At 36.3% G+C, this 18,469-nt stretch carries 25 protein-coding genes and 7 tRNA genes; all 32 read left to right on the top strand.

The genetic code is table 11. The features are described 5' to 3' along the window. The first annotated feature begins 3 nt into the window (after nucleotides 1-3). Nucleotides 4-92 (top strand) — tRNA-Ser (locus AC4G47_RS30835). An 8-nt stretch (nucleotides 93-100) separates the two neighbouring features. After that, nucleotides 101-182: transfer RNA gene (locus AC4G47_RS30830), tRNA-Asn, on the top strand. A gap of 6 nt (nucleotides 183-188) precedes the next feature. Next, nucleotides 189-261, top strand: a tRNA-Asn gene (locus AC4G47_RS30825). Between the two features lie 137 nt (nucleotides 262-398). Next, a tRNA-Lys gene (locus tag AC4G47_RS30820) sits at nucleotides 399-470 on the top strand. Between the two features lie 38 nt (nucleotides 471-508). Then, a tRNA-Phe gene (locus AC4G47_RS30815) sits at nucleotides 509-580 on the top strand. 10 nt (nucleotides 581-590) lie between these two features. Next, nucleotides 591-674 (top strand) — tRNA-Tyr (locus AC4G47_RS30810). 25 nt (nucleotides 675-699) lie between these two features. Next, nucleotides 700-963 (top strand): hypothetical protein, encoded by a 264-nt coding sequence (locus tag AC4G47_RS30805; protein WP_491107048.1) that lies wholly within the window; start codon nucleotides 700-702, stop codon nucleotides 961-963. Between the two features lie 38 nt (nucleotides 964-1,001). Continuing rightward, nucleotides 1,002-1,073: transfer RNA gene (locus tag AC4G47_RS30800), tRNA-Arg, on the top strand. Between the two features lie 229 nt (nucleotides 1,074-1,302). Then, complete coding sequence (locus AC4G47_RS30795; protein WP_491107047.1) at nucleotides 1,303-1,494, top strand: hypothetical protein; 192 nt, start codon at nucleotides 1,303-1,305, stop codon at nucleotides 1,492-1,494. Continuing rightward, on the top strand, nucleotides 1,491-1,844 hold the full coding sequence (locus AC4G47_RS30790) for a type II toxin-antitoxin system PemK/MazF family toxin (RefSeq protein WP_491107046.1): 354 nt from the start codon (nucleotides 1,491-1,493) through the stop codon (nucleotides 1,842-1,844). Before AC4G47_RS30795 ends, AC4G47_RS30790 begins: the two co-directional genes overlap by 4 nt. Before the next feature lie 199 nt (nucleotides 1,845-2,043). Continuing rightward, the gene (locus AC4G47_RS30785; protein ID WP_491107045.1) at nucleotides 2,044-2,313 is read left to right on the top strand and encodes a hypothetical protein; all 270 of its coding nucleotides are present in this window, start codon (nucleotides 2,044-2,046) and stop codon (nucleotides 2,311-2,313) included. Between the two features lie 44 nt (nucleotides 2,314-2,357). Next, nucleotides 2,358-2,546, top strand: a complete 189-nt coding sequence (locus AC4G47_RS30780; RefSeq protein WP_491107044.1) for a YonK family protein — start codon at nucleotides 2,358-2,360, stop codon at nucleotides 2,544-2,546. A 13-nt stretch (nucleotides 2,547-2,559) separates the two neighbouring features. Further along, a complete protein-coding gene (locus AC4G47_RS30775) occupies nucleotides 2,560-3,831 on the top strand; it encodes a metallophosphoesterase family protein (RefSeq protein WP_491107043.1) in 1,272 nt (423 codons plus the stop codon). 13 nt (nucleotides 3,832-3,844) lie between these two features. Then, a complete protein-coding gene (locus AC4G47_RS30770) occupies nucleotides 3,845-4,078 on the top strand; it encodes a hypothetical protein (RefSeq protein WP_491107042.1) in 234 nt (77 codons plus the stop codon). Between the two features lie 61 nt (nucleotides 4,079-4,139). Beyond that, the gene (locus tag AC4G47_RS30765; protein WP_491107041.1) at nucleotides 4,140-5,006 is read left to right on the top strand and encodes a YonG family phage-derived protein; all 867 of its coding nucleotides are present in this window, start codon (nucleotides 4,140-4,142) and stop codon (nucleotides 5,004-5,006) included. Continuing rightward, nucleotides 4,990-6,765: a phage terminase large subunit family protein gene (locus AC4G47_RS30760; RefSeq protein ID WP_491107040.1), complete on the top strand. Its 1,776-nt coding sequence runs from the start codon at nucleotides 4,990-4,992 to the stop codon at nucleotides 6,763-6,765. Before AC4G47_RS30765 ends, AC4G47_RS30760 begins: the two co-directional genes overlap by 17 nt. A gap of 4 nt (nucleotides 6,766-6,769) precedes the next feature. Continuing rightward, nucleotides 6,770-8,251, top strand: coding sequence for a hypothetical protein (locus AC4G47_RS30755; protein ID WP_491107039.1), 1,482 nt, complete (start codon nucleotides 6,770-6,772; stop codon nucleotides 8,249-8,251). A gap of 29 nt (nucleotides 8,252-8,280) precedes the next feature. Next, the gene (locus AC4G47_RS30750) at nucleotides 8,281-9,597 is read left to right on the top strand and encodes a hypothetical protein (protein ID WP_491107038.1); all 1,317 of its coding nucleotides are present in this window, start codon (nucleotides 8,281-8,283) and stop codon (nucleotides 9,595-9,597) included. A gap of 35 nt (nucleotides 9,598-9,632) precedes the next feature. Further along, on the top strand, nucleotides 9,633-10,163 hold the full coding sequence (locus AC4G47_RS30745; RefSeq protein WP_491107037.1) for a hypothetical protein: 531 nt from the start codon (nucleotides 9,633-9,635) through the stop codon (nucleotides 10,161-10,163). A 27-nt stretch (nucleotides 10,164-10,190) separates the two neighbouring features. Further along, nucleotides 10,191-11,189 (top strand): YonB family capsid-like protein, encoded by a 999-nt coding sequence (locus tag AC4G47_RS30740; RefSeq protein ID WP_491107036.1) that lies wholly within the window; start codon nucleotides 10,191-10,193, stop codon nucleotides 11,187-11,189. 85 nt (nucleotides 11,190-11,274) lie between these two features. Next, the gene (locus tag AC4G47_RS30735; RefSeq protein WP_491107035.1) at nucleotides 11,275-11,838 is read left to right on the top strand and encodes a hypothetical protein; all 564 of its coding nucleotides are present in this window, start codon (nucleotides 11,275-11,277) and stop codon (nucleotides 11,836-11,838) included. Nucleotides 11,839-11,852: 14 nt separating this feature from the next. Continuing rightward, the gene (locus AC4G47_RS30730; RefSeq protein WP_491107034.1) at nucleotides 11,853-12,284 is read left to right on the top strand and encodes a hypothetical protein; all 432 of its coding nucleotides are present in this window, start codon (nucleotides 11,853-11,855) and stop codon (nucleotides 12,282-12,284) included. Next, nucleotides 12,284-12,613 (top strand): hypothetical protein, encoded by a 330-nt coding sequence (locus AC4G47_RS30725; RefSeq protein WP_491107033.1) that lies wholly within the window; start codon nucleotides 12,284-12,286, stop codon nucleotides 12,611-12,613. Before AC4G47_RS30730 ends, AC4G47_RS30725 begins: the two co-directional genes overlap by 1 nt. A gap of 2 nt (nucleotides 12,614-12,615) precedes the next feature. Next, nucleotides 12,616-13,320 carry a hypothetical protein gene (locus AC4G47_RS30720; protein WP_491107032.1) on the top strand — a complete coding sequence of 235 codons (705 nt, stop codon included), beginning with the start codon at nucleotides 12,616-12,618 and terminating at the stop codon, nucleotides 13,318-13,320. Beyond that, a complete protein-coding gene (locus AC4G47_RS30715) occupies nucleotides 13,314-13,805 on the top strand; it encodes a hypothetical protein (protein WP_491107031.1) in 492 nt (163 codons plus the stop codon). The genes AC4G47_RS30720 and AC4G47_RS30715 overlap by 7 nt, the downstream gene beginning before the upstream one ends. 4 nt (nucleotides 13,806-13,809) lie before the next feature. Continuing rightward, nucleotides 13,810-14,568 carry a hypothetical protein gene (locus AC4G47_RS30710; RefSeq protein ID WP_491107030.1) on the top strand — a complete coding sequence of 253 codons (759 nt, stop codon included), beginning with the start codon at nucleotides 13,810-13,812 and terminating at the stop codon, nucleotides 14,566-14,568. Nucleotides 14,569-14,623: 55 nt separating this feature from the next. Next, nucleotides 14,624-15,367, top strand: coding sequence for a YomU family phage tail tube protein (locus AC4G47_RS30705; protein ID WP_491107029.1), 744 nt, complete (start codon nucleotides 14,624-14,626; stop codon nucleotides 15,365-15,367). A gap of 262 nt (nucleotides 15,368-15,629) precedes the next feature. After that, a complete protein-coding gene (locus AC4G47_RS30700; RefSeq protein WP_491107027.1) occupies nucleotides 15,630-15,821 on the top strand; it encodes a hypothetical protein in 192 nt (63 codons plus the stop codon). Between the two features lie 94 nt (nucleotides 15,822-15,915). Beyond that, nucleotides 15,916-16,437, top strand: coding sequence for a hypothetical protein (locus AC4G47_RS30695; RefSeq protein WP_491107026.1), 522 nt, complete (start codon nucleotides 15,916-15,918; stop codon nucleotides 16,435-16,437). 17 nt (nucleotides 16,438-16,454) lie between these two features. After that, nucleotides 16,455-16,952, top strand: a complete 498-nt coding sequence (locus tag AC4G47_RS30690; protein WP_491107025.1) for a YomN family phage-derived protein — start codon at nucleotides 16,455-16,457, stop codon at nucleotides 16,950-16,952. 10 nt (nucleotides 16,953-16,962) lie between these two features. Next, nucleotides 16,963-17,931 carry a tyrosine-type recombinase/integrase gene (locus AC4G47_RS30685; protein ID WP_491107024.1) on the top strand — a complete coding sequence of 323 codons (969 nt, stop codon included), beginning with the start codon at nucleotides 16,963-16,965 and terminating at the stop codon, nucleotides 17,929-17,931. A 73-nt stretch (nucleotides 17,932-18,004) separates the two neighbouring features. Beyond that, nucleotides 18,005-18,424 (top strand): hypothetical protein, encoded by a 420-nt coding sequence (locus AC4G47_RS30680; protein ID WP_491107023.1) that lies wholly within the window; start codon nucleotides 18,005-18,007, stop codon nucleotides 18,422-18,424. Nucleotides 18,425-18,469 lie beyond the last annotated feature (45 nt).

The raw sequence follows: 18,469 nt of genomic DNA, 5'->3' as shown, positions 1-18,469 counted from the left end.
TATGGAGAGTTGGCAGAGTCTGGTTTAATGCATCGGTCTTGAAAACCGACAGGGCTGAAAAGCCCTCAAGGGTTCGAATCCCTTACTCTCCTTATATTATTGGATAGTGGCGGAACTGGTAAACGCACTTGACTGTTAATCAAGCGACTTAGGTCTTGCAGGTTCGACCCCTGCCTATCCAGCTTATCTTGCTCATAGCTCAGAGGTTAGAGCGCCTACCTGTTAAGTAGGATGTCGTGGGTTCAATTCCCACTGAGTAAGCTTTATGTCCTGATCGACTAATTGGTAAGTCATACCTTGGGGATGTAGGTTCGAATCCTACAATAAGGACAAACAATATAATGTTTCTGTATATACTAATACTAAAACCTTGGCTGACAGTATATCAGGAACAATATGAGATTATGGTGAAATGGTTATCACAGCTGCCTTTTAAGCAGTCATTCTTGGTTCGAGTCCAAGTAGTCTCATTGCAGCAAGCATTATTAGACTGTTCGCAGTCTAGTGTGGACTTTTAGCTGAGATGGTTTAGCGGTGGTTTGAAACGCCACATACGGAGGTTCGAATCCTTCAGAGTCCATTTATATTTTGGGGAAGCGGGAACGTTGGAGAGTTTCGGCAGACTGTAAATCTGCTGCTTTGTAGCTGAGTAGGTTCGAATCCTACCTTCTTCATAAAAATTAAATTGGAGTGAATAGTGTGAGAAGTATACGAGATGTAGGAAATCAGATCATTAATCTGATCATAGATGAAGAATTCAGAAGTGATATCGAACGTGTACAAAGAAATGCTTCATTCACATCACCTGAATTGATGTTTATGCGATGGGAAGAAATGCATGACGTTCTATTGGAAAACTTGCCTGACGAATATACTGCTTGGAGTGAATTGGATTTCCAAATTATTTCTATCTTCTCTACAAAAACTGTAGAATCACTGAAAGAAGAATTGCTAGGTAACTAGCAATTTCTTTTTGGTTCTTAGGAGGATTTATATAATATACGCCTGTAGCACAATGGAGGTGCAAGTGGCTTCTATCCACAAGGTTGCAGGTTCAAATCCTGTCAGGCGTTTAAAGACTAAGAGTAAGAAGTGTTTACAAAAAGGTAAGTAAAGGTTACAATAATGTAATGATTAGTAACTATATTGTTACTAAAAGCAATTTCTATAGGGTTATAATGTGAACATGATAGGTGTGTACAAAGTAAACACCAACCCATACATTCATGCCCTGAACATGATTGAACATTTGCTTTTTCGGTTAAACTACAATCAATCACATAACGATTGGGAGGGATTAGCATGAAAAAGACGAACGGGGGAAACAACATGAGCTTTGCAGAATTCTTGAGACAAAACAAATCGAAAATTCGCAAACATTCAGATTCCAACGTCAAAAAAGTAGACGGTGTACCAGTCATTAGTAGTGATGATGTCTGGGCAACAGAGACTGAATGGGACAAAGTTTACAACGAGTCCAAAGGTAATGAATGAGTTATAAGTTAGGTGAAGTGTGGTTTGCGGAATTTCCTTTTGAAGACAATCAGGGTAATCTCACAGGGGAATACAAGCCGCGACCAGTGGTTGTGCTTGATGAAGATCATGAAACTTATGAAGTCTTATCGGTAAAGGTTACAAAAACCGATCCGAGAGAAGGCGATGAGTATGATACTCCTATTGTGTATTGGCAGCATTCCAAACTAAGATTTAAATCGACAGCAAGAGTAGCAAAGACAACATACATACCAATGAGAGTATTCAAACATAAGATCGGAGATTTACATCCAGACGATTTGAAAACGATCACTGATCTATACATGAAATTCTTATCTGAGCAAGAATAGACATATAAATTATGTCTATTCTTTTTTCATTTGAGCAAGAAGATTCATAAACTTGACAGATGTAAAATAAAATGATATAATGAATTTATTGATTGAGGGAAGTCCAAATTTATTCAATTCCTTATGGGTCTTTAATTAGACTCTGAAGGGGTTATAGATTTCGGGCTATTTGCGTATTCAAAAAAGGGGGGTATATTAAATGATTACAATTACACCAGCGTTTGAAAGTGGAGACAAAGCGTTATTTCCGAATGAGAGTTCAGGCAAAACATATTTCACGCTTGTAAAGATTGAAGACATCTTAAGAATTGAAAAGCTTGAAGATGATACTTACAAAATCTTTTACACAGCAGTTGCGTATGTAAAAGGGCAAGAGTTTCCAACGATCCCAAATATGAAAGCGCTTACAGTAGAGGAATCCAAATTGATCACAATTGAGGAATTCGAAGCAATAGCAACGGCTTATTAATTAGAAATTAAAATATATAAACGAGAAAAAAGGGGAGCTTAAAAATGGCAAAGAGAGTAAACAGTGTAAGTCTTAAAGGAATTTTGCATGAGGATTTAATCGTTGAAGAATTAGGTAAAGGCGATGAGCCTAGTGAGTACTTTGCTTTATTGCAAATTTTGGATGAATTCAAAGATAAGCACGTTACCATCACAATTAAAGAAGAGCAGTCAGTAGAACAGGCTGAAGAGTAAGGGGTTGGTGTAATTGACTAGAATTCGATCTTACACCAACAGTGATTTTGATGTTGTAGAAGTTACAGAGGATCACTTAAAAGCAGCTGTAGCACTAAAAGTAGAGTTACAAAACTTATCTCCAAGTTTGCGATGCAACTGGAAGACTCACAAAAGAATGATGGAAGAAGAGGGTTATTATGATTCAGATACAAATGAAGCGTATCGCTGTCTGGTTAAAGACTACCAAGGAAAAGGTGGAAAACTTAAACCTGTACGTAAGCACGTGGATATGGTTGCGGATAGAAAGCTTAAATCATTGGATAGACTCATTGGGGAGCTTTATTCAGAAAAACGAGAGAATCAGCTAACCTTACAAGAGATAAATAAATTTAAACGAGATTTTCATTTAAATAAAGTTATAGCAGAAGAAATCATAGAAACATTTAAAGAGTTTAAATTGGATATTCCTGAAGCTCCTAAGTATGCATGCACAGATGAGTTGCGGTATACAGGAAATGAAGCAATTGTAGTAATCACAGACTTACATGTGGGAGCAGTAGTGAATAATGTTTTCGGTAATTATTATAACTTAGAAATTGCTAAGAAAAGATTAGATTTGTATCTAAGAAAAGTAATTCAACATTGTAGAACCTTTGATATCGAGAAGGTTAAAGTAATTGGGCTTGGAGACTTTGTAGAGCACTTGTACATGCGTTATAAGCAAAGCAAAGAAGTAGAGTTTGGGTTAGCTCAACAAATACTTAAAGCTAGTGAGCTTATTATTGAGTTCCTTGTAAAGCTGAGTTTGGAAGTACATGTGGAATACAGCGGTATTGCTGGTAACCATGATAGATTACAAGGTAATAAAGACATTAACTTTGATGATGATAACGCAAATGTAATTATCAACTACAATATCAAAACAGCTATTCAATTCATTAATTCGAATCGTTTGACTTTCGTAGATACAGAAGATGGAGCAACAGAAATTAATCAGGTCATCCATGGCAAACGTATTAAATTAGTTCATGGTCATTTAGACAATGGAGTAAAGAGAGATCGTTTGAAATCGTATATTTCAATGCAAAATGAGTTTTTCGATGTTTTAGTGTATGGACACTTACATCATTTTAAAATTGAAGAGACAGACAATGGTAGACTGTCGATAGGTGTAGGAAGCATTAAGGGCAGAGACACATACAGCACCTCCTTATCATCAGCTACAGATGCTTCACAGCTCATGTTGGTTGTAACAGGCGCTGGAGACTTAGTGCCGCTTAGAATCGACCTACAGAACGTTTGAGAGGTGAATGAAAATGCCAAGTGAATTAAGCAGAAAAATGATAGAGCAATATGGTAAAGAAGATGCCAGCAAAATTGTAGAAGAGTATTTCAACTACATAGTAGGTATCGAAAAAGATCAAGAGTTGAGGAATGCGTTAACTTCATTATTCGACAAAGGGTATATCGTAGGTTTTAAGAATGCCTTAATTGAGAGAGTAGAAACAGACATCCAGACTCTTGACTTCATGTCAGAAAGAGCTTTTTAAAAACATCTAATAAATTAGGTGTTTTATAAAGAGTTCTTTCTTTAAAAAAGAGGGGATTAAGATGAGTAAGAAAACAAAAAAATGTGTTGGTGAATGTAAAAAAGAAAAACCATTGGTTAACTTCTATGCTTCTAACAGCAGAATGTTTCCAGATGGTAAGATTCCTATTTGCAAATCATGTATTAAAGAATCAGTAGATGCTTCAAATGTTGATAGCGTAAAAAATATGTTGCGTCAAATAGATAAACCTTTTATTGCAACAGAGTGGCAGAAATGCCTTAACTCAGGTAAGGAACCGTTTGGTTGGTATCTGAGACAGATCAATGCGTTGCATCAATATAAAGATTTAACTTATGACGACAGCGTTGATGGTGAAATACATGCGTTAGCGTACAAAACTGCAAATGACTTAACCATTAATGAAGATGAAATTTATGAGAAACCATCAATTGATGTATTGCGAAAATGGGGTACAGGTTATTCAAACAAAGAGTATTATGACTTGGAGAAAACGTGGAGAGAAATGGATAGAGCAAATGACATTTCAACACCACAGCATTTAGCAGCATTAGAGCTGTATTGTCAGTTGAAGGTTAAGACAAAAAGAGCTTTAGAAAATGATGACATCAAGACTTTTAAAGACTTGAATAAAGAATTCCTTGAGGTACAGAAGAATTCAGGTTTCAGACCAATTGATAAACGTTCAGGCAGTGAAAGCTCAGGAATTAGAAGCTTCTCAGCAATATGGGAAGAAGTTGAAGCCGATGGATTTATAGAGCCGTGGGATTTAGAGTTCTCACAAGATATCATTGATAAAACAATTTTGTACATGCTGAATTATAATAGACGCATTTTAGATATGGGTCAATTGTCTTCAGCACCACAGGATAGACCGTTAGTAGGTGAGTCAGATGACGACTCACAGTAATTTTAGAATGAAGCCAACTGAGAATCCAGATTTCACTAAATCAGCAACTTCAGTAAGATCATTTGCGGAAATGAAAGGTGATTGGAGAAAATATTGTAGTTACTTTAGAGCTTATCCTGATCGTTTCATTGATTGGATCAAGCCTGAAAAGAGTAAGATTGAATTGTTCTTCTATCAGCGATTGATGTTGCGAGTATTGTTCAGATATAAAAAAGTGTATTTTACATTTACACGTGGTACAGCCAAAAGCTTTACACAGATATTGGCGTTATACCTTAAATGTATTATGTATCCTGGGACTAAGTTGTTTATTTGTGCTCCTACGAAGGAACAAGCAGCTAAGATCAGTCAGGCCAATATCGAGAACATTTGGAACTTCTACCCTATTCTTGAGGGTGAGAAGAAAGAAAAATGGTTCAACAATGATTCAACTAAGATCGTTTTCCAAAACGGGTCTACACTCGAAGTAATTGCGGTATCAGCCAGTTCTCGTGGTGGACGTAACAATGGTGGAGCTGTAGAGGAAATTGTTGATGAAAAGATGAAGAAAGATGTTCTAAATGAAGTTATTATTCCACGGATGGCAAACGATAGGCTAAGTGCTTACATAGGTGAAGGTGGCGGCGGTAAGGTTGACGAAAATGAAATTCATAAGTTTGAGTGGTATATAACAACGTCTGGAACAAGACAGAGTTTCGCATTCGACAAAATGAAAGAGATATTTGTAGAAATGCTTCAAGGGAAATCGGCGTTCAACTTAGGTGCTGGTTATGATCTTGCGTGTATGCATGGTCAATTAGATTATAAGCAAATCCAAGACCTGAAGGAACGACCTACTTTCAATCCATTATCATTTGCACGTGAATATGAATCTCAATGGACAGGATCAAGCGATAACTCGCTAGTTCAGTTGGATGATCTGTTAGAGTCAAGAGTGCTTAAAAAGGCTGAATTCAAAGCTTCGAATGAAAAGAACGTTGAGTATATTTTGTCATATGACGTAAGTAGAAGTGAAGGTAGCCAGAATGCGAACTGTGTACTTGTAGTTATTAAAATCACACCTCGCGGTGATGGTACATATCAGAAACACGTAGTTAACCTATTCAGTTTTGAAGGAACACACTTCTTGGAACAAGCTAGATTTATTAAACAGAAGGTAAATGAGTATAAAGCTTCAATTATCGTTGTCGATATTAACGGCGTTGGACGTGGATTGGTAGATATTTTAGTTACTGAATGTGACGAAAACCCTTCGTATTCTGTAGTTAATGATGAGAGATACGATAAATACAAGCAAGAAAATAGTATTCCGATGGTTTACGCATTAGCTTCTAACACGAAAGAGAATAAGGCCAGTGATATTCACAACGTTTTTGTAAATATGATCACAAACAAAAAAGTGAAGTTGCTCGTTTCTGAATCTCAAGCGAAGTCAGAAAATCAAGTGAAAAAACAGAGACAGAAAGTTGAGAAGGATGAAGATTCTGAAGAAGTTGCTAAGATGCTGTTACCTTACACAACAACTGATTTGATGTGTGAAGAGATAATGAACTTGGAATATAAGATGTCTGGTAATCAGACGCAAGTAAGACAGATATCAACTAAAGTAAATAAGGATAAGTTCTCAGCTCTTGAGTATGGCCTTTATTACATTTATTTGATGGAGAAGAAAAACCAAATTAAGAAGCGTGAAACGTTAGATGTGTCACAGTTCTTTATGGTTAAAGCTCCAACACCTAGAGTAGAGAGAGGTTGGTGAGGTAGTGAGTGAACAAGTGGTAGATCAGGTTGTATTGCCAAGACAGAGTGCAGTAAGTCTAGACTTTGCGTCCATTGGTCAATTGATACTTAAGGACTTGAAGTCAAATAAGTCATACAACTCAGTTGTTAAGAAATACAAAAGATCAGATGTTTTAGGCTTCTTGGACAATCCTTCGAAAAACGAAAAACAGCTCAGAGAAATTAGTAGTGCTTTGTTTAACAAGAGTCCACAGTACAAGAGATTGTGTCAGTACTTCGCGAATATGCTTTTACTTTCATACATTGTTGAACCAATTAAGTTAGATTTCGACAAGTACAATATAAAATCAATTAGCAAACAGTATAAAAAGACAATTGACTTTTTGGACTTGATGAATATTAGACATGAATTTTCTAAAATTCTAACCACTGCATTCGTTAATGACGTTTACTTTGGATATGAACATGTTACAGCTGATTCATTTTTCATTCAAGCTCTGAATCCAGACTATTGTCAATTATCCAGTGTTGAAGATGGCTGTTACAATTTCGCGTTTGATTTCACATACTTCCAGACAAACCCTGAGAAGTTAGAAATGTATCCAGCTGAATTCAAATCTAAGTATAAAAAGTATCAGAATGACTCCAGTCTGAAGTGGCAAGAGTTGGATTCGAGATACACAGTTTGTATTAAGATCAACGAGAATTTGGAATATGGTATGCCACCATTCGCAAGCGTGTTCGAAGCTATCTTTGATATTCAGGAATACAAAGATTTACGTAAGGAAAAGACGGAAATTTCGAATTATAAAGTATTGATTCAGAAGCTTCCAATCCGAGAAAAGACTGAGATCAACAATGACTTCATGATTGATTATGACAATATGATATCGTTCCACAATAGAGCGGCTTCAGTATTGCCAGATAAGGTTGCATTGATCACTACGCCAATGGATATCAAAGACATTAACTTTGAAAAAGATACTGCTGATAACGATGATGTAGCAAATGCAATTGAGAAGATGTGGGATGACGGTGGTGTTAGTAACCTATTATTCAACACAGACAAATCAAGCAGCGTTGGATTAGAGAATTCGATTAAAGCTGATGAAATGATAGCTTTCTCTGTATTGCGTCAAGTTGAAAGATGGATTAATAGAAGACTGAAGTTCTTGATGAGCAATATCAACTTCAGAGTGAACATGTTGGACATTACAATCTTCAACAAGCAGACATTCTTTGACAATGCGCTGAAAGGTGCTCAATTCGGATTGTCTACTAAGATGATGGCAGGAGCTGCATTAGGGTTGTCACCGAGTTCGTTGGTGAATATGTCTATTCTGGAAAATGAGATTCTAAATCTACCAGAAAGATTGATTCCACTAACTTCATCTCATACAGGTGGAACAGAGGATACAGATGGCGGTAGTGGAGCACCTAAAAAGAAAGATAGCGAATTAACAGCTGAAGGTTTGAAGTCCAGAGATGGACAAAAGGGCAAGTAAGGATAATTGGCTTGTAGGGAGGTGATAAATTGGATAAAGCAAAATTAAATATTCCTGTAATATTCCAGAAGCTTAATGAGTATGACGATAGATTTATGCGTGTGAAAATTTGGCTAATGCATACAGGAAGAAATTACAATGGTAGTTCGTTCGACAGAGAAAGTGTTGAAAGAGCAATACCTTCCTTAGCGAATACACCAATCTTAGGTTACATCGAAAGCAATATGTATGGAGATGACTTTTCGGATCACAGAGAAGTAGTTGTGAAGAAAGATGGAAAATACAAGTCAGAGTACATAGGGCAAGCCTTTGGCGTTATCCCTCAAGATAACAATGCCAAGTTCGAAAATAGAGTAGGCGATGATGGTGTAGAAAGAGAGTATCTAACTTGTGAGGGTTTGATTTGGCAGAAATGGGAGACTCCAACTGAGATTATAAACAGTGATCTAGTTAAAAGCCAAAGTATGGAATTGCATGATGATTATGAAGGTCACCTTGATGATTCAGGCATATTCCACTTTACAGGCTTTAAATTCTTTGGAGCATGTATTTTAGGATCAGGCGTAAGTCCAGCAATGAACAACGCTACGATTGAAAAAGTATTTGCGGTTGATACGTTCCATAAGGAAATTCAAAACAAAATGGAAGAATTTAAGGTTGTATTTTCTAAATATCAACAATCTATTTCAAATGATATAGATGAGGATAAAGATAAGGAGGATAAATTGATGCATGTAAAACTTCAAGAGCTTCTTGCTAAATACTCTTTGACTGAAGATAAGTTAACAGAAAACTTCAACGTAGAAGATTATGGCACAGAAGAAGATTTGGAAACGGTAATTGCAGAAATTGCAGAAGGGTTAAAAGAAATTCCTGAACCAGAAGTAGTAGAGCCTACTGTAGTTACTGAACCTGAAGTAGTAGAGCCAGTGGTAGTACCAGTAGTAGGTGATAACTTCGAAGCTGAAAATTTAGAGCTGAAAGGCGAGTTAGACAAGCTGAAACAAGAGTTTGAAGCTTATAAAACTCAAACAGCAACTGAGATTGATGCACTAAGCACTTTCAAAAATACTACATTAGCAGCTCAACGGAAACAAGCTGAAGACGCATTGTTTGAACAGTTTTCAACTCAGTTAACTGAGGATGAAATGAGTTCAGTCAAAGGTAAGGCATCAACAATGGAAGTTTCAGATATTGAAACTGCACTTTACGCAATTGTTGGTAAGAAAACAGCGAAGTTCTCAAAATCAACAAAAGAGACTGAAGTTGTAAAAGTTAAATTGGATCAAGACAAAAAAGAGGATTTAACTGGATACAATCACATTCTTGAGAAACATCTAAAGTAATAAAATAAAATGAATTTATTAGGAGGATTTTAATAATGGCAAGTATTGTTCGTTTAGATAGAGTTCGTTCCGTATATAACGGTCACATTGATTCTGTCGTGTATAACGCTGGTGAGTTGGAAAATGGTTTTGTAGTTAATTCTGATGTTCTGGTAACAGGTTCTGCTGAACTACGGGTAGCAACTGTACCTACAGCTGGTGCTGGTAATTTGAAATTGGTTGCTGCTCCAGAGATTAATGAATCTGAGTATGTAAGAACTGATGGAGCGTTAGAGAACTTCTCAATTCCAGCTGGTAAACCAGCACGTGCATATCACTTGGAAACAGGAGATATCTTCTCAGTATCTGACGATGCACTGAAATTAGTAGGAGCTAATGCTGTAATTGGTAACTATGTTGTTGCAGATGCTGCTCTGAAATTGAAAGAAGTTGCTGCAACTACTGATGAGAAGTTTGTGGGTCGCATTATCGCTATTGACACTATTGGTACATCAACGGTTGTTGGACAAGCAGGGGTTATTGCTCGTATTAACAAGTTGGTAGTTATCGAAGTAGTAAGTAACTAAGAAATATTAAATAGGAGGTTATTAAAAATGGATTTGACTTTAGTTAAATTAATGAAAGACACGTACAACGGTGAAGTATTAAACTTCAGCCAAGCAAATGCATCCGAAGCGATTCGGAAAGAGTTTATCGAACTCATGGGTACTGATAAACCTGATTATCGCACATTCCGTAATCATGAATCTCAGGTGTTCCAAATTCTGGAGATCGTTCTGGATGATCTGATTACAAAAGGGATTACTTCAACTTCATTCTTCGATCAATTCGTTGAATATCGTGATTTAAATCTTGGAGACACAAACATCTTCTACGTGGAAGATCGTACAATGCTGGTTGTTTCCGAAGTCGCTCAAGGTCACTTGAACCTTCGTAGACAGAAGCTAAACATTGGTCAATCATTCACTGTAAGCACTCGTACATTCGGTGTTAAAGTGTATGGCGACTTCTTACGCTTCATTGCTGGACGTTTAGATTGGGCTGGATTGGTGAACAAAATTGACGCTGCTGTTCGTGAGAAATTAGCATCTGACATCTACACCAACTTCATGGGAGCTACAACTTATCTTCCTGCTGAATTCAAGAAAACAGGTACATTCACTGATGCTAACTTGACTGAGCTGACTCAGCGTGTATCTACTGCAAACGGATATGCTCCAGTTATAATCGCTGGTACTAAAAATGCACTGAAGAAAATCAATGGTGCTTTTGCTGGTACTTCATTCCTTGTGAGTGAAAGCATGAAAGATCAGTTGAATCAAAACGGAATCCTGAATGTATACGAAGGTGTACCTTTAATGGAAATTCCACAAGTGTTCGTTCCGAATACATTCAACTTCGCACTGGATGACAACAAGCTGTTGATTCTGCCAGCTAACACTAAGCCTATCAAAGTAATTCGTGAAGGCCAGTCAATCATCAAAGAAGTTAACGAAGGTAATATGGACATGAGCATGGAACATACATTCCTGACAAACTGGGGTATTGCAACCATCTTCAACAACGCTTACGGTGTTTATTCACTGTCCTAAGATGCAAAATAAAATAAAACTAATGAGAGACTTAACTGTCTCTCTCCTAGTTTTGTTAATCAAGAATACAAGGAGGAATTTATAAATGGCAACAAAAGATTTGAAGAAAGAACCAGTAGTAGCAGCAGAAGCAGTTACTGAAAAAGTAGAGGTAGTAGAGGTAGTAGAAGTAAAGAAAGAAGCTCCAAAGAAAGTGAAGAAAGAATTGGATCGTAATCTTATTGTAGAGTGCCGTAATGCAAACAATGGGCCACTGACTTATGTGTCTAAGCGAACTCAATCAGAGTACAATTGGGCTAATTTGGGCGATGTAGAGTTTATCGAATTGCAAGAACTGTTGATAATGAAATCTTCTCAGCCACGTTTCATTAATGAACCATGGATTGTTATTGATGATGAAGATGTAATTGAATATCTAGGGTTGAAACAGGTTTATGATCGAATTATTCCTATTGATTCTATTGAACAATTCTTCTATAAGTCTCCTGAAGAAATTAAAGAGATTTTAGCTAAAGCACCTAAAGGTACTAAGGAATTAGTGATCGATAAGGCTAGACAAATGGTTGCTAACGACACATTGTATGACGTTCGTATCATTCGTACTTTAGATGAAGCATTGAATATTGAGTTAATGATGATTCAAAACTAAGGAGGTAGTCAGTTATGGCAACTCCATTTACAGATGTGTATGAGTACTTCTTATCCAAAATAAGTGATTACTCGTTCTTAAGATTAAACGATGAAGAGTTGGAATCAGATTTGTACATATATTTACGTACAGCAATTTCAAATTTTGACACATCTAAATCTGACTTGAGCGATAGAGATATGAACTTTAGACAATTTGAAGATGACTTGGATGACAGAGAGATTGATATTCTATCCAGCCTGATGGTTGTGGCTTACCTGAAATCTAAATTGATTACAAGTGATACATACAAACTGGCAATGTCTGATTCTGATTTCAAAATTTACTCTCAAGCAAATCACATAAAAGAACTAAACGCCTTGTATAAGGACATGCGTTCAGAAGTTGATAAACAGATGACGAAGTTTTCTTACCGCAAAGTTGATTTAGAGAAGGATATGAAGTGATGAAAATTACTATGAATTCAAAAATCTTCGCCAACTATACCAAAGGATTAGTAAATAGATTATACAAGATTCTACCTCTATTTGAGGAAAAGAATGAGGGGTTGTTCGCTTATGTTCAATCATTAATTCTGGAACTAGAAGGACTCTATTGGACTATACCAAGTATTCAAGATAACGAAGATTATTTAATATTGGTCGCTACGTTGGAATCAATATCTGATTACACTCTCATGAGTGATGAAAATGATCATCCAATCATTAAAAGAGAGGTTTTCAAGTGTATTGAAGTTTTGTCAAGATTGAGTGCCACTAAAGAAAGTGGTGAATAAGAATGAGTTTTGCAGATGGATTTCGTAAGAGATTAAGCATGAATGGAACTAGTGACGCTGAAGCGATATACAACCAATCATTTGAGTTGTTTAATAAGACATTCACCAACAGTCCTAACTATAAGATCATTGAGATTGAAGGGCAAAGAGTTGAAGCAAGAGTCTTAGAGGGCAAGACATGGATGGATAAGGTCATCTTGTTAAGGCCAAACAATAAAGCAAAGATTGGTAGTCATGTTGAGATTGATGGTACGCACTGGATGGTGTTTGAAGCTTTAACAGACAACATATCTCCAAAGCTGATCATTCAACATCGTAATGAGCATTTAAGATGGCGAGATGTAGATGGGTTGATCCATGAAGCAAGTGTTATGGCTTCTGCAACAAGAAATACAAAATTCGATATCACTCCAGATAAGTTCGACATAGGTCTTGTTGTTGGTGGTATCTATGTATTCGCAAAGGTGACTGATGAAGTAAGAACTATCGTTCCTTCTCAGAGATTTATCATAGGGAACTATGTATATGAGGTTGCTGGTGTTGATGATGTTACAAATGTTGATTCAGATGGAAATGGATATCTCCAGATCACATGCAAGTTAACCACAAAGAGAGAGAGCGATGATTGGATCGCCAGAGTTGCAGATAACTCACAGTTAATTGAAAGCGAAAATGGAACTCAAGAAGGAGGTAATGATTTATGGTAAATATCGAAATAATGTCGGACAATATCACTCTATTAATTAATGAGCTGATCAAAGATCAGAAATTAGCAAAGTATCTAACTTACAATGACAAGAGTCCATTGTCCAAAAAAGATATCGCATTACCAGCCAAAAACCTTATCTTGAGCAAGATTCATCCTTATCCTTTTGATCCTATTGCTACAACGGATGAGAGCGTGGAACTAAGAGTTTATTATCCCCATGCAGCATTCGATGCTTCAGGAGCTGTTGCACAAGCAGTCATGTACCTTGATGTTGTCTGTGCAAAGTCATTATGGCTTGTAAACGATGGAAAATCTGCTATAAGACCACTGATGATTGCTAGTTTACTTCAGCGGTTGATTGTCGGCAAGAGCATTGGAACATTAGGAACTGTTAAGTTTGCAACAATGATGCATCTCAATATTAATGCGAAGTACGATGCGATACGAATTGAAATTGCAGATGCAACAATATTTGGTGGGTGAGTAAATGGATATAAACGCTATTGAAAACACCATAGATTTAAGATTGAATTTACTTTTTGGAGATGTTCTTTACACAGGTGATATCGCTATAAAGCCGCTAACGCTTAGAGAAATACTAAAAATAGGATACTCAAGATACACCAAGATGTTAAGCATTCTTACCATATCCAAAGAAGAGATTCTTAAGGGTGAAGATGTTGGAGATAAGAGTCTTATAGAGTTAGTAGCTACTTCAGGTAGTGATACCTTAATAGATATTTTTGCGGAAGCGTTATGCCTTTTCTTGAACGAAAATAGAGATGATTTGCTAGTAGGTAGTTTTGGATTTGTCTTTGGTGGAAAGACCAAAGAGCCTGATGAGTGTAAGGTTGTGAGTAAAGCGAATTTCAATGATTTGATCCAAATACTGAAATATCAGAATGGATTAGTCAATGGGAATGAGAGTTATGCCAAGCCTAACCCAGCTGATGAAAAAGCTAAAGCGATTCTAAACAAGCTGAAGAAAGCGAATGAAGTTCTATCTAAGAAAAAGGCAGAAGATTCAAAGGACGGAAATCAGATCGATTTTGCTGATATCGTCAGTGCAGTAAGCACAAAGAGTAATACATACAACAAGCATACTGTTTGGGATATGACAGTTTACCAGTTGTACGATGAGTATAAGAGACTGGAAGCTATTTCGGGATATGAGATTAACATTCAAGCAATGATGCAAGGTGCAAAGATTGATAACCTGAAACACTGGTCTGCAAGTTTAGATTAATTTATACGCCTTTACAGGTGATAAATAAAATGATATTATTAGGAGGAAATTAATAATGGCTACAAAGTATGGTGTTAAAGAGGTTGCTGACATTACGTTTTACGATTTATCTACAAACAAGCCTGTATTGTACTTGGATACTCTGAAAATGAGTACGATTGAAAATACAGCAGAAAGTACGGATGCACGTGGTGGTAAAGGTAACCCTAAATTGCTTACATGGGACTACAACCGTGATGCTACAGTACAGATGCAAGATGCCCTGATGTCAATGAAGTCTATCTCACTGATGACAGGTAATGAAGTAGTAACAGGTATTGCTAACGTTGCAAAACGTGAAGTGTTGACAGCAGTAGTTGGTACAGGTGCTGGTGAGACTAAAGTAACTACAACTATGATTCCAATGGTAGGAACTGTAACCGCATTCTTGGTGTCTGACGATGCTACTCCAGTTGAGTCTTTACTGGTTGATGAAGATATTACGTTTGATGAACTGGATGTACCAGTAGGTACTCAAGTTGCTGTTTACTACAGCTACAAAACAGGACAAGACGCTCAAACGATCCGTATCTCTGCATCTAAGTTCCCAGCGTACATTAAAGTTGTTGGTGATACTGTAATTCGTAATGCTACAACTGGTTTGGATGAAGCATTCCAAATCGTTATTCACAAGGCTAAAATCCAGCCAAACTTCAACCTCACGTTCCAAGCAGATGGTGAGCCAACTGTCTTCGACATGAACTTGAACGTTTACAAACGTGACATTGACGATGAAATGATTCAATTAATCAAATACTAAGTGTAAAATAAAATGAAATAGGATAGGGGAAACTCTATCCTCATTTTTTGTTTACGCAGCTTAAATGAAATGAAAGGGGTATAGCTGCTCACATGACATGGCTATGGATCACATTAGGGATAATTCTTGCAATAATCTTGATTATTTACCTTGTGAAGTGGAGGATATTTGAATTGATTTTTGATGTAGTAATAGATGTTATTTCCTTTTGGGATTAAACGTCATACATCAATATATTCTACAAACAAGAGGGGCTGAAAATATGTTAGAACCATTAGAACCAATATATGCGTTAATTGAACATTATGAGTCAGAGATTGCCAATATTAGTGAAGAACTTAAGATAACATATCTAAACAATATACACAGTGGTCGAGAAAAACAGAAAGTTAAACTTCAAGATTATAGAGAATTTGTTGATCAGTTAAACTTGATTCTTGAATATCATTCGTGATGAACCAATGAAATAAGACTTTCATTTAAGAATCGTAAGCAAGTTTACTTAAGTATTTAAAGAGAAAATAAAATGAATAAAAGGAGAATGATTAATGGTTAAAAAGTTATCAGTAGCAAACATAGAGAAAGAGAGCAAAGTGTTCGAGGAGAAGTTGAAGGTTAAAGTTACAAGTCAGGTTACAGGTGCAGAGTTCCACTATACTGTAGACAGATATTTCGCAAAAGAGAAGTCATTGGCGCTTGTTTCTGAAATGATGGCTCAAGTCGAATATGCGAAAAAGAATGATATCAAAATCAATTCAATGTTTGAACCATTCTCTTTGTTCTTAATTCTGAAGCATTTCACTTCAATTGGAGATGATGCCCCTTCTGAACTAAATGCTCAAATTGCTGTAATTATAAAGTTGATGAATCTTCGTTTGATTGAAGAATTATTCAATTCACTGCCCAAAGATGAGTTAGAGATTGTATTCGAAGACATTAATGAAACAGTATCGAAAATGGATGAACAGTTCATGGAAGCTGTTAATAGCGTTGTAGAGCTTCAACAAAAGTTGCAAGAGTTTGAGGATGCAGGAACTATCGAAGTTGAAGAAGATGAGGAACAAGAATAAGTTTGGAGTGATATTCAATGAAAAGAATGTCCAACATGTCTGCACTGGAGAGAGAGCTGAAAAAGCACATTCTCTCTTCCATGCAAGGTGTGGGTAGAATCGGTAAATCTCAATTAAAAAAGGAAGTTCAAGAGCAAGTCTATAGTAAACACAGACCTTCTACATATCAAAGAACAGGCGATCTTAAGAATAGTGTTACATTCGATTCGTATCAAATAGGCAGCGAGACATATACGGATATTTTCAATAATACAGAAGTTATCGAACCAGTTAAGCCATATAAGCATAATAACTATATGGGTCAACATTATAGTACGTCTCTGAAGTATAAGCCTGAAGAGTACAATGAATATATTGTGCGAACCATTAATGATGGTACAAGTGGCCTTATATTCGGACAAGGTGCATGGACTAAACCAAGACCTTTTATTACGAATGCGAAAGCATACATGGAATTGAACTTCAAAAAGATATTGAAAGAAAGCTTAATGAGAAAAGGACTTAACGTGAAATAGGTGATGAATAATGGCAAGAACGTATAAGAGATATGCAACAAATGAAAAGATTGCAAAGATAAGTGTTAAGAATACAGATCATATCAGAAAGTATTTTGTATCAAAGAATATGACATTATCAGATTCAAGTAAAAAAGCTTATGAAAGCGATTTCAATCAGTGGTTAGTATACATAATGGAGAATTATGAGAATATGGATATAGCAAAATCAGATGTAGAAGATATCGCTGATATGATAGAAGATTATGTAGCTTTTTGTACTTCGGCTTTAGGGAATAATGAACGGAGAATACAACGTAGATTAAGCAGCATTTCTTCATTCTACTTATTCCTAAAGAAAAAAAGAAGAATAGAGTCGAACCCGCTGGATTTGATCGACAGACCAAAGGTTGGTAAAGGTGAGAAGCTTCAGATTAAACAGACATTCTTGACTAAGGAAGAAGTTGAAATCATACGTAAAGGATTGCTGAAGCTTGGAGATGTACAGTTAGAGTTGTACTTCGAATTATCATTAAGTACAATGGCTAGGGTAAATGCAGTAAGTTCTATACGTCTGGATCAGATCGATTTCAAGACTGGTAGGATCAATGACGTAATCGAGAAGGAAGGTTACAATGTTACTTTGTTTCCTTCAGCGAAAGCATTGAATCTTATGGAGAAATGGTTAAGATTACGCAAGAAAGAGGGCATAGAGAATGATTACCTGTTCCTAGCTAAGTTTAATGGGAACTGGAAGAAAGTCGAGAAGGTAACTATGCAAACAAGTTGGATCAAAAAGATTGGTAAGATAATTGATATTCCTGATCTGCATGCCCATGACTTGAGACACAGTGGTAGTAATCTCTTGTTCCAAAGTGGAATGAAGCTTGAAACAGTGTCTAAATTACTCAACCATAAGAGTACAGCAGTTACTCAAGATCATTATTTACAGATCAATTACGAGAAAATAGCAGATGAGAAGTCTCAGTTTGAAATTTGACAGGTGTTAAATAAAATGATATAATATAAGAGTAAATTAGTAAATCCAAACAGTAAAAAAGGAGAGACTTCATTTGAAAATGTTTAACTATGAAGTCCAGTTTTTTTTAGATTTCTTGATGAAAGAAATGTTGTCAGGTAAGAAAAATCGTATGAGAACAAAGTTTGTTAAGATGGCAGCAATAAAGCTACAAGAGATCGAGAATGATAAAGTAGAATTAATCAAAGAGTATGCTGAGAAAGATGCGAATGGTGAATTGGTCATTATCATAGATGAAGAAACTGGGCAACAAATGTACAAGGTTCCAGATATGCAAGGATTTAATCGTGAAGAAAATATTCTGATGAATGAATTATTCGTGATCGATGAAACAGAAGAACGACAGGATATGCTAGAAACTATAAAAGATATCGTATTAAATACTGAAAGCGCTTTCAGTGGTGAAGATGCTTTTAGATATGATAGGTTTTGCGATATTGTCGAAAATGAGTAAGGGCTAATTCTAGCCCTTCTTTTTTTATATTATGAGAGGGGCTAA

The sequence above is a fragment of the Paenibacillus sp. Negev47 genome, assembly GCF_058313655.1.
This window is presented reverse-complemented; position numbering and strand designations above follow the sequence as displayed.